12 protein-coding genes and 1 pseudogene are annotated in these 12,991 nt (G+C 56.2%); 3 read left to right on the plus strand and 10 right to left on the minus strand.

The genetic code is table 11. The features are described 5' to 3' along the window. The first annotated feature begins 17 nt into the window (after window positions 1-17). Window positions 18-1,138: pseudogene (locus HZU72_RS05805) on the plus strand (CaiB/BaiF CoA transferase family protein). Between the two features lie 13 nt (window positions 1,139-1,151). Here the strand turns inward: HZU72_RS05805 and HZU72_RS05810 are convergent. The 4 genes from HZU72_RS05810 to HZU72_RS05825 all read right to left on the minus strand — a co-directional run bounded on the left by HZU72_RS05810 (window position 1,152) and on the right by HZU72_RS05825 (window position 3,965). Further along, window positions 1,152-1,895: an SDR family NAD(P)-dependent oxidoreductase gene (locus HZU72_RS05810; RefSeq protein ID WP_180090953.1), complete on the minus strand. Its 744-nt coding sequence runs from the start codon at window positions 1,893-1,895 to the stop codon at window positions 1,152-1,154. A gap of 97 nt (window positions 1,896-1,992) precedes the next feature. Further along, the gene (gene catC / locus HZU72_RS05815; RefSeq protein ID WP_180090954.1) at window positions 1,993-2,283 is read right to left on the minus strand and encodes a muconolactone Delta-isomerase; all 291 of its coding nucleotides are present in this window, start codon (window positions 2,281-2,283) and stop codon (window positions 1,993-1,995) included. 23 nt (window positions 2,284-2,306) lie between these two features. Continuing rightward, the gene (locus HZU72_RS05820) at window positions 2,307-2,603 is read right to left on the minus strand and encodes a YciI family protein (protein ID WP_180090955.1); all 297 of its coding nucleotides are present in this window, start codon (window positions 2,601-2,603) and stop codon (window positions 2,307-2,309) included. 27 nt (window positions 2,604-2,630) lie between these two features. Next, window positions 2,631-3,965 carry a short-chain fatty acid transporter gene (locus tag HZU72_RS05825; protein ID WP_180090956.1) on the minus strand — a complete coding sequence of 445 codons (1,335 nt, stop codon included), beginning with the start codon at window positions 3,963-3,965 and terminating at the stop codon, window positions 2,631-2,633. Between the two features lie 174 nt (window positions 3,966-4,139). Between HZU72_RS05825 and HZU72_RS05830 the strand changes: the two genes are divergently transcribed. Beyond that, the gene (locus HZU72_RS05830; protein ID WP_180090957.1) at window positions 4,140-5,045 is read left to right on the plus strand and encodes a 3-hydroxyacyl-CoA dehydrogenase NAD-binding domain-containing protein; all 906 of its coding nucleotides are present in this window, start codon (window positions 4,140-4,142) and stop codon (window positions 5,043-5,045) included. Further along, on the plus strand, window positions 5,042-6,070 hold the full coding sequence (locus tag HZU72_RS05835) for a cyclase family protein (protein ID WP_180090958.1): 1,029 nt from the start codon (window positions 5,042-5,044) through the stop codon (window positions 6,068-6,070). The genes HZU72_RS05830 and HZU72_RS05835 overlap by 4 nt, the downstream gene beginning before the upstream one ends. A 93-nt stretch (window positions 6,071-6,163) precedes the next feature. Here HZU72_RS05835 and HZU72_RS05840 read toward each other — a convergent pair whose 3' ends face one another. The 6 genes from HZU72_RS05840 to HZU72_RS05865 all read right to left on the minus strand — a co-directional run bounded on the left by HZU72_RS05840 (window position 6,164) and on the right by HZU72_RS05865 (window position 12,872). Then, entirely contained in the window at window positions 6,164-7,114 is a 951-nt protein-coding gene (locus tag HZU72_RS05840; protein ID WP_180090959.1) for an AEC family transporter, read from the minus strand. A 74-nt stretch (window positions 7,115-7,188) separates the two neighbouring features. Then, the gene (locus HZU72_RS05845) at window positions 7,189-8,067 is read right to left on the minus strand and encodes a shikimate dehydrogenase family protein (RefSeq protein WP_180090960.1); all 879 of its coding nucleotides are present in this window, start codon (window positions 8,065-8,067) and stop codon (window positions 7,189-7,191) included. Continuing rightward, window positions 8,046-9,950: a bifunctional sugar phosphate isomerase/epimerase/4-hydroxyphenylpyruvate dioxygenase family protein gene (locus HZU72_RS05850; RefSeq protein WP_180090961.1), complete on the minus strand. Its 1,905-nt coding sequence runs from the start codon at window positions 9,948-9,950 to the stop codon at window positions 8,046-8,048. Before HZU72_RS05850 ends, HZU72_RS05845 begins: the two co-directional genes overlap by 22 nt. A 28-nt stretch (window positions 9,951-9,978) precedes the next feature. Beyond that, window positions 9,979-11,244, minus strand: a complete 1,266-nt coding sequence (locus HZU72_RS05855; RefSeq protein WP_180090962.1) for a TRAP transporter large permease — start codon at window positions 11,242-11,244, stop codon at window positions 9,979-9,981. Beyond that, entirely contained in the window at window positions 11,241-11,738 is a 498-nt protein-coding gene (locus tag HZU72_RS05860) for a TRAP transporter small permease (RefSeq protein ID WP_180090963.1), read from the minus strand. Before HZU72_RS05860 ends, HZU72_RS05855 begins: the two co-directional genes overlap by 4 nt. 87 nt (window positions 11,739-11,825) lie before the next feature. Beyond that, entirely contained in the window at window positions 11,826-12,872 is a 1,047-nt protein-coding gene (locus HZU72_RS05865) for a DctP family TRAP transporter solute-binding subunit (protein ID WP_180090964.1), read from the minus strand. Window positions 12,873-12,991 lie beyond the last annotated feature (119 nt).

The following is a 12,991-nucleotide window of genomic DNA, read 5'->3' on the forward strand; positions in this document are numbered from 1 at the left end:
TTCTTCGGAGAAGTACAATGGCGGGACCACTGACAGGGCTGCGGGTACTGGATTTAAGCCGTGTAATGGCTGGCCCCTGGTGTACGCAGGTACTGGCCGATATGGGCGCCGAAGTGATTAAAATTGAGCACCCGCTGCTTGGTGACGATACGCGCCATTGGGGGCCGCCCTGGTTAAAAGATAAAGAGGGCAGCGATACTCGAGAGTCGGCCTACTACCTTTCGGCCAATCGTGGCAAGCATATTCGGCCACTGTCGATATCAGTCAGCCAGAAGGGCAGGCGCTGGTGCGTGAGTTAACCACTGAAAGTGACATTCTGGTCGAGAACTTTAAAAGCAGAGGACTCGCGCGCAAGGGGCTTGACTACGCCACCCTAGAGGCGATCAATCCGGGTTTGATTTACTGCTCCATCACCGGTTTTGGCCAGACGGGGCCAATGGCCTCCATGGCGGGCTATGACTACCTGGTCCAAGCACAAGCTGGGTTAATGAGTATTACCGGCGCGGCAGACGGTGAGCCCGGTGCCGGGCCACAGCGGGTGGGTATGGCCGTCTCCGACCTGACCACGGGTATGAATGCCACCATTGCTATCCTCGGTGCGTTGCATCACCGGCACAGTACCGGCCTAGGGCAATATATTGATATGGCGTTGCTGGATGTCCAGGTAAGTTGGTTGGCCAATCAGGCGCTTAATTACTTCTGCAGTGGCACCCCGCCAACCCGTACCGGTGAGTATCACCCCAACCTGGTGCCTTACCAGCCATTCCCTACCGCTGACGGCGAAAAAGTCATCATCGCGATCGGCAACGATGGGCAGTTCAAGCGTTTCTGTGAAGCAGTGGGGCGATCCGAGCTAGCCGTTGATCACCGTTTCAGCACCAACTCCGAGCGGGTTAAACATCGACTCGAGTTGGTTCCGCTTATGGTGCAGATTACCCAGAGTCGTACTAGCCATGAATGGATAGAGATGCTGGGCGCCATTAGCGTGGCCAATCCGATCAAATACTCCAGAACCCCGCTGGAGTATCACAAGCCACCACCGCGACTGGGTGAAGATACCGATAGCGTGTTGGAGCGCTTATTGCACAAAGGCGCTGGGGAAATTAGTACCTTACGCCAAAAGGGCGTAGTGAAATAAGCCGTTGGTTTGCCTAGCCGACCGTTACACCGCCGCACACGAAAAGGGTCTGACCAGTGATAAAGCCGCTGCGTTCGTCGCAGAAGAAACTGACGGCTTGGGCCACGTCTTCAGGCTGACCCATGCGCTGTAGCGGGATATTATCGATGATGCGGCGAGCGCGTTCGGAATCGGGCGGGTTGTTCTGCCAGAAAGCGCTGGTGGCGATAGGCCCAGGGGCAACGCAGTTGACCGTGATGCCGTGTTCAGCCAGCTCCAGCGCCCACGTTCGGGCCATGGATTGCAGTGCGCCTTTCGTGGCACTGTAGATAGTGCGTGCCTCTTTGCCCAATACTACACGGCTTGTATTCAGCACGATGCGCCCCATCCCGTTTGCCTTCATAGAGGGCAGTAGTGCCTGTGTGCAGACCAGCGCTGAGCGCGCATTCAAGTGCATTAATTTGTCAAAGTCTTCAAGCTGTACTTCCTCAAGCAATGCTGGCGCGACAATACCCACATTATTGACCAGCCGGGTCACCGAATAACGCGTGCCAATGTCAGTCATCACCAATCGAGTAGCATCGGCATCGGCAAGATCGACCTGGCGCGCATCTGCTTGCAAAGATTTCGCTTCGGGCTCGACGATATCCACCACAATGACTTGATAACCATCCTGCTGAAGGCGTAAGGCGATCGCTTGACCGATGTTCCTAGCTCCGCCGGTAACAACAGCAACATGTTTTTGAGTATTGTGGCGTTGAGCAGCGTCTTGACTCATTCAGATATCCTTAGCGTGTTTAGGTCGAGTAGGCATTCTCTTCGGTAGGGCAACTCTGCACCAATCAAGCACCGTGAAGTGCTAGCAAGGCCTTCTATTAAGCATCATTCTCGCGTATCGAAGAAGGGTGACGGCAGAGAGGCTTTACCTGGATATCCATGTAAGGAAATAGGGGTAAGCTGCTAATAAGGTCTTGAAGCTCGGCGTTATCAGTGACATCGAATATGCTTACATTGGCGTAACTGCCAGCGACTCGCCATAGGTGGCGCCATTTGCCCTGCCGCTGTAGTTCCTGAGCGTAGACTTTCTCCTTCATCTTGATGTCAGCTGTTTGCTCGGCCGGTATGTCCGGTGGCAGTTTCACTACCATTTCCACTTGAAACAGCATTGCATTGCTCCTATCTGATGACGTTATAAAGTGTTTTGTCGATTTAAGTAGGCCTGCCGCCAGCGCACAATGTGAACCTCGGCGAATAACTTTGCCTGATGAAATGGGTCGGCTTGAATAAAGCGTTCGGCCTCTTCGCGGCTCTCCAGATCGACCAAGTAAATGCCGCCTGACGCCGTGGCGCCGTCGTCAGAAAGCTTGGCGCCACAAGCCAATAAGAGGTTCGCGTTGGCGTCAAGGTAATCCAGATGATCGGGACGTACCTCCAGGCGCAGGGCCTGGCGGTCGGGCTTGTCGAACGTTTCAATCAGAAAAGGCATGTAAACATCCTGTGTTGATATGCGTGGTTAGGCACCGAGGTAGCCCCAGATCAGCATGGCACTGCCGTAGATAATTCCCAGATATATCAGGATGAGAACCATGTAGCCCATCACATCGCGCAACTTCAGGCCGGAGATGGCCAGTACCGGGAGGATCCAGAATGGCTGAACCATGTTGGTCCACTGGTCACCAATCTGCACTGCTAACGCCGTGGCTGCCTGAGAGGCGCCCAGCTCTGCGGCAGCTTGCACCATGACAGGGCCTTGAACTGCCCACTGGCCGCCACCGGATGGGGCTAACAGGTTGATAATGCCACCGCTAATGAACGACCAGATTGGTAGCGTTTGCGCGCTGGATATATCAACAAAGATATTGGCGAATGACACCACCAAGCCCGAGCTCACCAGAATCCCCATGATCCCTGCGTAGAAGGGGTATTGCACGACGATACCGGAGACAATACGAATCCCGTCCGCCAAGGCGGCCAAGTAATGGGAGGGCGAGGCAAATAGCAAGATACCCAGGAACAGGAAGGCGAAATTGACGGTATTAAGGTTCAGTGAGCCACCGTCCAACGCGTATAGCGCGATGTACAGCATGCCGAGCAAGCCAATAGCGATGCCCACCAACCGGCTACGATTCAAACGCTCGGCAATGGTGATTTTTTCGCCACTGGAAAGAGGGGGTTCGGTAGGCACCGCTACCGAAGCCGGATCGATTTCGACGATATCCTCGGCTTTCTTAGGGTGAAGCCAAGCATTGAAAAGTGGCAAGGTGAGAAGAATGAGGGCACTGGTGATCAAGAGAATAGGGGAAAAAATGGTGTCGCTTAGCGGTATCAGCCCGATCGCATCTTGCAGGAAGTGCCCTTCGGTAGCGATTAATAGCGGCACACTGCCTGATAGGCCAATGCCGTAAAGAGCAAAACCCGAATACGCAGCGGCGATCACTAAAGGATAATGCAATCCTTTCACGTTGAGCGCCAGCTTCTGGGCGACGATCCCGCCGATGACGAGGCCAAAGCCCCAATTTAACCAGCTACCAATCCCCCCCACCAAGGTAGCAACCACAATAGCGACGAAGGGCGTTTTGACACGAGCAGCGATACGGTTGAGAGCACCATCTACCAAGGGAGTCTTCGCCAGAATGTAGCCCGCCAGAAGGATGATCGTCATCTGCATGCTGAACGCCAGCAAGTCCCAGAATCCGTCGCCCCAATAACGTACCGCATTCAGCGGGCTAGTACCCTGCATGAGCACCGCTAAAATCATGGTGAGAATGGTCAGGAAGATGGCAATGACCAATGGGTCGGGCATATAGCGATTGACGAGCCGGGTGAAGAAATTTGCCAGCGCATTCATTAGAAGCAGCCTCGTATTGTCGGCGTGGTTGTCATTGTCTACTATGTACGTATAGCGCACATAAGTTCGTTTATTGCAGTGATAGTTAACCCGCGAATGATTTTATTCAATTCGACATTTGTCTAGGGCCGACGTAAATACGGCTCGAGGCAAGTGAAATAGTAAGGAAAGCTGATGCAGGACGATGCATTACACGCCGTAGTGGTGGGCGCTGGTACCATGGGCACCACCTTGGCTAAGTTGATGGCGGCGCAGGGTGTCAACGTCATAGTGGTCGATACCAACCCACACGTGTTGGAAACCAGTCGCCTGAGTATGGGAGAGAGCGCAGCTGCTGTTGGCTTTGCCTCAGAGTTAACGGTCGGTCAGCGTCCCGATTTTGTGATCGAGAGCGTGACCGAAGACGTCGCGGTCAAGCAGAAGGTTATAGCCCAAATCGAGGTCAGCGTCGCCGATAGCACCATCATCATGACGAATACCTCGGGTATCCCGATCAATGAAATCGCCGCCAACATGCGCTTACCTCAACGGTTTTTAGGCACTCATTTCTTCAACCCAGCAGACATCATTCCCGCAGTCGAGGTGGTTCCCGGTAGCCATACCACGGCGTCGGTAGTAGAAACGGCGTGCCGTTGGCTGAAGCAGTTGGGAAAACGCCCTGCGATTCTAAATACCTGTGTGCCCGGTTTCGTCGCCAACAGAATCCAGCATGCGGTGATGCGTGAGTGTCTCGCCCTGCTAGAGAGAGGCGTTGTAGAGCCCGAGGCACTGGACGACATCGTGCAGTATTCCATCGGTGTACGCATGGCGTTAAACGGCCCACTGTGTCAGCGCGATCTCAACGGGCTAGATACCCACCTCAATATCGCTCATTACCTCTACCCAGATCTTGATGCGCGCGATAAGCCTGCGGCACTTCTTGAAGACTACGTTGCTCAAGGGCGCCTAGGTGCCAAGTCAGGACGAGGTTTCTACCGCTGGAGCGACGAGTCGCGTGCGCAACACCAAGCCCAGGAACGGGAAAGTCTGCAGTGCATCATCGATATTGCCACCCAGCATGCTAAGGGAAATGCGCCATGAATCAGCCACGTTGGAAGAAGCGTCCTGAAGGGAGCAACTGGGGAGATTTCGGCTCCGACGATCAGCTTGGGCGGGTCAATCTTATCGGATCTGAGCAGGTACTCAAAGGCGTCAAGGAAGTCCACGAAGGCATTACGTTCTGTTTATCATTGCCACTGGATATCCCTGGTGGCAAGGTGCTGAATCCTCGCCGTTCGCCGCCGAGGCTGTCGCCAACGGCACTCGGTGATGACCTATACATCAATTTTCCTTTGGCTACTCATACCCCCACCCTGCGTGACGTTATCAGTGATGATCAGGTTCACATCTCGTTGCAGTACTCCACCCAGTGGGACTCACTCGCCCACGTAGGCGCTCTGTTTGATGGTGACGACGACGGTAAGCCGGAATGCCGCTATTACAACGGCTTTTTAGCTGAGCAAGATGTCCTCAACTTGAGCCAAAAACCCCACCAACAGCATGACTCTTATGCTCAGCGACTGGGTGTCGAGACACTGGCGGTACACGGCATGCAGGGCCGGGCCGTGTTAGTGGATCTGGTAAGGGTGTTCGGTGGGGGAAGAACGCTGGTAGGGTATGCCGCGTTGATGGATGCGCTTGAGCACCTGGATGTGGTGGTTGAACGTGGAGATATGCTGGTATTACGCACTGGATTCGCTGAAGCACTGCTGGACATGCAGGGTAGTCCGCAGCCTGATGTGCTGAAAAATACCGGTGCAGTGCTCGACGGTAGCGACCAAGCTCTACTGGAATGGATTACCGAGAGCGGCATTGCGGCAATCTGTGCGGATAATTACGCCGTAGAGAACCTGGATCGTGAATTGGCACCAGACTGTTGCTCCAAGCTTCCCTTGCACCATCACTGTCTATTTAAACTTGGCCTGCCGCTGGCAGAGCTGTGGTATCTGAAGGACCTCGCTGAGTGGTTACATAGCCGAGGGCGCACTCGGTTCTTACTAACAGCACCGCCACTGCGTCTACCGGGCGCGATAGGCTCACCAGTGACCCCGGTGGCCACCGTATAGTTTCATAGGTATATACTCGCTGCTTGTTTTTCTTACTTTCAGGTAAGGTAAAGGCCCTGGTGTTTTAGTGCATATCTAAAAAGCAAAGCGTTTTTAGAATGACAGCAAACCCGACAGTGTCATCAGCCAGATAATCAGACTGAGGGTGAAAAATGAGGAAATAGTGGCTACCAGCATTGCGGCGGCACTCATACCGCCTACGCCATAGCGTTGGCCAAACAGTGGATAAATGCTGATCATTGGCGAGGCCGCAAACAGCAATGCACCTGCCATATAAAGTGGATCAATGTCTGGAACAAAATAGAAGGCGATGAAAATGACCAGCGGGTGAATAAGCAGTTTGCCGACAACGATCTGACCAACATCACTCGCCATACCTTTAACCTGCAGGCCAAATAGCGCGCCGCCGATCACAAACAGCGCCGCTGGGCCCGCCGCTTCGGCGAGCATATCGATGGCTTTAAACAGCGGCGCGGGAATCTTGACGCCGGAAACGGCCAGAAAGATGCCGGTTAGTAAGCCTACCAATACGGGGTTTTTGATGAGGCTAAGGGCTGTCTGCTTAACCGTTTTCCATACGCTGGAACCTTGGTGGTTACCCATTTCGGCCAGAATCAGTGCTGCGGGAATAACCAGCAGGTTTTCAATGAGCATATTGAGCGCTAACAGAACCGCCGCAGGCGAACCGATGACCATGGCGGCCACGGGATAACCCACAAAGCCGCTATTGGCGGCCGCCATGCCGAGCGCCTGCATGGCGCTGGCGTTGAGTGGTTGGCGCTGTAGTTTTAAGCAGAGCAGTAACCCCGCACCGAAAACGGCGATAGAGCCCAGCCCGTAAGCCACCAGATAGTTGAGCTTGAAAACCTCTTCGAGAGGCTGCTGGGTGAGTGCGCGAATAACGAGCGCGGGCAACGCGCAGTAGAGCACAAAGACGCCCATCCCCTGCATCTGCTCGCGCTGGATAATGCCGCTCCATCTCGCTATATACCCTAAGCTAATGAGTAGGAATATGGGCGTGGTAATCCCAAGTATAGCGAGCATGGCGGCCCCTTAGCGCATGAAGGCAAATGATTAAGTTCGAATAACGAATAATTGTACGCTATTTCTCTTGCGCTTCATGGCATGGAGTGAGCAGAAGGCGAGACAAGTTGCTTGATATAATGCGTACGCAGCGGTATCACATGAGGATCGATCTGTTCGGAGGCGATGCAATCGGCGGTGAAAAAGCGAAACGCATCCACGCCCTGGAACACAAATAGATCAACACCCGAGAGTGTTTTGGCGCCCGCCTGGTGGGCGGCGTTTAACAGCTCGGTGTGGGCGGGGATGTAAACTGCGTCGAAGACCCAATGCTGGGCGCCCAACCCAGCGGTATCGATGGGGCAGCCGGGATGGTTGATGTGACCAATGGGGGAGCAGTTGACCACGCCCTGCCAATGAGGCAGTTCTCGCTGCGCCTGCTCTGATGTGATGCACGTCGCATTAATGCCCATAGCATTAAGGTCACGGCTGAGGCTCTCTGCCCGGGAAGCATCATGTTCGAGAATACGGATGTGGCTAACGGCAAGCTCCCCCAGCGCACACGCCACCGCACGCCCAACGCCACCGGCGCCAATCAGTAGTACCTCACCCGCGGGCTGGCGGCCGAAAGAGTGGCGGTAGGCGCTAATAAAACCGGTGTAATCGGTGTTTTCAGCGCGCAGCCCCTCAGCGTCAAACAGTAGGGTGTTGGCGGTGCCTACCCGTCGCACGCCTTCGCCGCGGATATCGGCGAGCTGTGCGGCTTTTTCTTTGAAGGGGAAAGTAACGTTGGTGCCCCGGTACCCCTCGTCACGCAACCTTTGTATCGCGCTGGGAAAATCAAAATCCGTCGATCCTCGGCTATCGACTAAATCGTAGCGTACCGGCTCGCCCAGCGACGCGCCCAGGCGCTCATGCAAATCGGGGGATTGCGATTTAGCAATGCCTTCGCCTACCAGTCCGAGTTTGACCATGCTTGGCTCTCTCCCGAGTCGTGGTTTGGCGTTGCTTGAGCTATACCATCAATTTCTGCTTCCAGGCGCTGCTGTGCAGTGACGCGCACAAAGGCGTTTGGTGCACCCAGCCCTTGGTAACCTTCACGCTGCACCAGTTCAAAGAAAAATGCCTTGCTGCCGGGTTGGGTATACAACTGATGGAAGTCACCGTCGCTGTCCTGATCAAAGAGGATGTGGTGCGCTTGCATCCATTGCAGGGTTTGCGCCGGTAGGTCGAAGCGCGCAGCCAGGTCGCGGTAGTAATTACCGGGAATCGGCAGTACCGGCGTGCCCGCCTGCTGCAGCGCAGCGCTGGTGTCGCGCATGGCGTTGGTGCGCAGGGCGACATGATGAATCCCCGAACCGCCGTATTGGCGCACAAAGCGGTTGCTGGCGGTGTCCGGCGAGGCACTGGCGTTAAGCGCCAGACGAAAGCGGCCATTGTCGTTCTGCAGCACCTGGCTTTGGATCAGCCCGCGGGGATCGGTGACATCGAAGGAGGGCGTGGGCGCCAGCTGGAAAATAGCGCGGTACTGCAGCATCAGCGAGAGGTAGTCGTGGTAGGAGAGCGCCACGCTGATATGGTCGATATCCACCAATGCACCCTGAGGAACCGGCTGCACATCGACAGGGAACTCGCGATCCCAGGTGCGGCTTAGCTGTGAGTCGTCAATGATATAGGAAAGGCTGCCATCCACATTGCGCAGTGCGCTCATGCGATGGCTGGCACCCACCTCTTCGGGCTCAACGATGGCGTAACCCAGTTTGTCCGCCCGCTTGAACGCTTCATAGGCGTTGCCTACGCGCAGTCCAATGGCAGTGATGGCGGTAGCGTCACGCCCCGGCACACGGCCGGTAAAACTCGCGTCGGTGTTGAGCACCAGGTTTACGTCGCCCGCGGCCCAGCGCTCGGCGTTAAGCGTGTGGTGGCGCCCCACGCAGGCCATACCCAACGCACTGAGCAACGCGCGTAGCGGTGCTAAATCCGCAGGCTCAACGGCGATCTCCAGAAAGGCGACCGACTCGATAGGCTGCGGCGCGGGAATACCACTGTCGCCCTGCATGCTGCGCAGCAGGTTGTAGGAGCGCAGCCCATCCCGGGCCGTCTGGTCGCTGTGGCCCATGCGGAAGACATCGTTAAAGATCTCGTGGGAGAGCGGGCCGTCGTAACGGGTCTCTTCCAGCATGGCCATGAAGCTATCCATCTGCAGCTCGCCCTGGCCAGGGAAACAGCGGTAGTGGCGGCTCCACGATAGGTGATCCATGGAGAGGCGCGGCGCATCGGCGGTCTGCACCAAAAAGATGCGATCCCCCGGAATGCGGCCAATGGTGCCCAGCTCGGTCTGGCGGGAGAAGATATGGAAGGTGTCCAACACCAGGCCGACATTGGGGTGGGCGGCACGGCGCACCACTTCCCAGCTGTCGCGGTAGTCGTGAATATGGCGGCCCCAGGCCAGCGCCTCATAGGCCACGCGCAAATTACGCCGCGCGGCACGTTCTCCGAGCTCATGGTAGTCATCGGCGGCGCGGCTTAACCCCGGTAGTGAATCAGGGTGGACGGTACTGCACGCCATGAGCAGATCCGTACCCAGCTCCTCCATCAGGTCGAACTTGTGCTCGGCGCGGTCAAATGCCCGCTCCCGTGCGCGCCCCTGCAGACCTTCAAAATCACGGAACGGCTGAAGTGTGACCAGCTTAAGGCCGCGGGCGCGAATCAACTCACCCGCTTCACGCGGCGTGCCGGTGAACGCCGTTAAATCGTTTTCAAACAGCTCAAGCCCCTCAAAGCCGGCTTGAGCAATGGCGTCTACCTTCTCTTCCAGCGAGCCGCTTAGGCAAACCGTGGCAATGGATGAGTACATGGCATCACGCTCCTTATATTGAATAGCATCAGTAACCCGCCAAGCGCGGCAGGAAAGTGACCAGCGCTGGTACGAAAGTAATCAGCAGCAGGATCAAAAACTGCACACCCAGCATTGGCAGAATGCGGCGGGTAATCGGCCCCATTCCCACGCCGGAGACGGAGTCGGCGACAAACAGGCAGAGCCCCATGGGCGGTGTGATCAGCCCCATCATCAGGTTGAAGATCACCACGATGCCGAAGTGAAGTGGGTCGATACCCAGCGCCATGGCAATGGGGTGGAGGATTGGCACCAGTACCAAAATGGCCGCGATGCCCTCCAAAAACAGCCCCACCACTAGTAGCAGAAGAATCACGGCAATTAGGAATGTCCACTGGGTATCGATACTCATCAGCGCCCACTCGGTGAGCATGTTGGGCACGCGCTCGAACGTTAATACCCAGTTGGCCGCCGCGACGGCGCCCATGATGACCATAATCACGGCGCTATCGCGCATGGCCCGGGCGAAGATACCGGGTAGATTCACCAGTTTGATATTGCGGTACAGCACCACGCCCAGAATCAGCGCGTAGACCACGGCAAAGGCCGCCGCCTCGGTGGGCGTGACGATCCCGGCTAGAATGGCGCCGACCACAAACACCGGCATGAGCGCGGGCAGCAGGCCGTGGAGAAGCGCGTGGCGGCGCGACTGCTGTTTTGACTGCGTGGCGCCCAGATCACCGGCAAAAAAGTAGACGTAGACGGAGAGCCCCAATGCCAGCAAAAAGCCCGGTACAATACCGGCTAAAAACAGCCCCGGTACCGAGACACCGGAAACCGTCAGCGCGTAGATAATCACCGGAATACTTGGTGGAATAATCGGGCCAATGACTGAAGAGGCTGCGGTGAGCGCAGCGGCAAAATCCCGGGGGTAGCCCTCTTTCTCCATTGACGGTATAAACACCCGCCCTAGCGCGGAAGTGTCGGCAATCGCTGAACCGGAAAGACCTGCAAAAATCACCGAGGCCCAGATATTGACGTGTGCCAGTCCGGCTTTCAGGCGGCCAACAATGGCGGTGGCCAGGTTAATAATTCGATGGGTGATACCCGCTTCGTTCATCAGCTCGCCGGCCAGAATGAACAGTGGTATCGCCAGCAGTGGAAAGGACTCCATGCCGCCGAAAAACTGCTGCGAGACGATACGGATGTGGTAGGGCAAATCGCCGGTACTCATTAACACCGTCAATGAGCCGAGAATGGCAAAGGCAAACGGTACGCCAAGTAGTACAAGTGCTAAAAGCAGTATAAAAATCATGATGATGACTCCTCACCATGCTGATCACACAGACGCAGCGCGCCCATCACCAGAGCAGAGAAACTGAGCAGCCCGCCACCGATGAGCATGGAGGCTTGAAACAGCCACATCGGCATCCCAGTGCTTGACGAGGTGCGGCCTCCGCGCGCGGCGATGAATTCAACGGCTGACACCATCAAGCCAATGCCCACTACGAGTACTATCAGGTCGACAGCCACGGCTTGCCAGCGCACCCAGCGCGTCGGCAGCAGGCGTCGAATAAGGTCAAAGCCGATGTGCTTGTCCTGTAGGTACGCCCAGGACATGCCAAACATCAGGCCGTAAATCATCAGGTAGATGGCGGTATCTTCCCCCCATGTAATGGAGCCGCCAAAGGTGTAGCGCGCAAAGGCATTGCCTGCGACCAGCAGAAAAATCAGCACCATGGCAAGCCCTGCCAAGCTGCCATTGAACAGGATCAGACCGCGGTGTAACCGGGCGAGAAGAGGAGACATAAGAGCACCTTCGATCGATAGTCAGGCACGCAGGGTCGCGAGTGAACCTTCGAAGGCCCACTCGCAAGCGCTTTGTTTCGGCGGGGTTTAGAAGCGTGCGGAAGCCTCTTCCACAGCGGAAGAGAGACGCTCGATCCACTCTGCGTCATCGCCAAGCTCTTCGGTCAGGTACGCCTGCACCGGCGGTTGGGCGGCTTCGCGGAAGGCCTCCATCTGTTCAGCGTTGGGCTGGGTGATCTCCATACCCTCTTCTTCCAGCTTGGTGATCCCCTCTGCCGAGTTGAACTGTTGGATAGCACGGCCAGTGGTACCCGCCACCACAGCGGCGCGCTTCACCGCGGCTTGTTCCTCTTCGGTAAGCGACTGGAATATCTCATCGTTGATCAGCAGGTGATCGACGCCGTAAACGTGGCGGTCTAGCGTGAGGTAGTCCTGAAACTCATAGAAGTTATTGCCGTAGATCACGGAGATCGGGTTCTCCTGGACATCGACTACGCCGGTGGCAAGAGCCGTTGGCACTTCGCCCCAAGCAATACCCTGTGGCTCAGCACCTAGTCCTTCTACCATTTCCAGGTAGAGTGGAATGGTTTGAACGCGGAACTTCAGGCCTTCCATATCCTCAGGCGTGTTGATCGGGCGAACGGAGTTGGTGAAGTGGCGGAAGCCCGTTTCGCCGTAAGCCAGTGTGCGTAGGCCGGTCTCCTGCAAGCAGTGCTCGGCCAATGCTGTACCAAACTCGCCATCCATCACTTGCCACGCCACTGGTGCTGACGGGAAGGTGTAGGGGATATCCGTTACGGCGACCGCTGGGCAAAAATTGGCATAGGCGCCGGAGACCATCGCAATGCTGATAGTGCCATCCTGAGCGCCTTCAATCAGCTCGGTTTCGCCACCTAGTGCTCCGGCGGGGTAGAGCTCTACGGTGAGATCGGTTTCAGCTTCCACCAGGTTTTTAAACACCTGTCCGGCTGCGCCTTTTTTCGAGGTGGTCCAGTCATCTGGGTCAACGTGGGCGAAGCGTAGCGTCTGGGCGGAGGCAGCTGCTGCAGCAACCAGTGTGGTGGCGGCAACAGCAGCTGCTAGTGTGCGTTTCATGGACGTTTGTTTTAGTGCAAACAGTGGGTGTAGAGACATTGTTGTTGTCCTCTTGTCGGGCCGTTGTCATGGGGTCTGGAGAAGCCTTCAGTCTTGGCGTGCTTGGCTCTTCCATCCTTTCCCGAGCAACAATGTACGAAATGGTACGTTCAGTCAAG

It is taken from the genome of Vreelandella sedimenti (assembly GCF_013416325.1).
In the GTDB taxonomy this organism is placed as follows: Bacteria; Pseudomonadota; Gammaproteobacteria; order Pseudomonadales; family Halomonadaceae; genus Vreelandella; species Vreelandella sedimenti.

What these genes read in the sequence shown, in the direction of transcription:
- HZU72_RS05845 (WP_180090960.1), bottom strand. Translation starts at nt 8,067, where the DNA reads ATGGTCAAACTCGGACTGGTAGGCGAAGGCATTGCTAAATCGCAATCC.
- HZU72_RS05860 (WP_180090963.1), bottom strand. Translation starts at nt 11,738, where the DNA reads ATGTCTCCTCTTCTCGCCCGGTTACACCGCGGTCTGATCCTGTTCAAT.
- HZU72_RS05855 (WP_180090962.1), bottom strand. Translation starts at nt 11,244, where the DNA reads ATGATTTTTATACTGCTTTTAGCACTTGTACTACTTGGCGTACCGTTT.
- HZU72_RS05840 (WP_180090959.1), bottom strand. Translation starts at nt 7,114, where the DNA reads ATGCTCGCTATACTTGGGATTACCACGCCCATATTCCTACTCATTAGC.
- HZU72_RS05850 (WP_180090961.1), bottom strand. Translation starts at nt 9,950, where the DNA reads ATGTACTCATCCATTGCCACGGTTTGCCTAAGCGGCTCGCTGGAAGAG.
- HZU72_RS05830 (WP_180090957.1), top strand. Translation starts at nt 4,140, where the DNA reads ATGCAGGACGATGCATTACACGCCGTAGTGGTGGGCGCTGGTACCATG.
- HZU72_RS05825 (WP_180090956.1), bottom strand. Translation starts at nt 3,965, where the DNA reads ATGAATGCGCTGGCAAATTTCTTCACCCGGCTCGTCAATCGCTATATG.
- HZU72_RS05810 (WP_180090953.1), bottom strand. Translation starts at nt 1,895, where the DNA reads ATGAGTCAAGACGCTGCTCAACGCCACAATACTCAAAAACATGTTGCT.
- HZU72_RS05820 (WP_180090955.1), bottom strand. Translation starts at nt 2,603, where the DNA reads ATGCCTTTTCTGATTGAAACGTTCGACAAGCCCGACCGCCAGGCCCTG.
- catC (WP_180090954.1), bottom strand. Translation starts at nt 2,283, where the DNA reads ATGCTGTTTCAAGTGGAAATGGTAGTGAAACTGCCACCGGACATACCG.
- HZU72_RS05835 (WP_180090958.1), top strand. Translation starts at nt 5,042, where the DNA reads ATGAATCAGCCACGTTGGAAGAAGCGTCCTGAAGGGAGCAACTGGGGA.
- HZU72_RS05865 (WP_180090964.1), bottom strand. Translation starts at nt 12,872, where the DNA reads ATGTCTCTACACCCACTGTTTGCACTAAAACAAACGTCCATGAAACGC.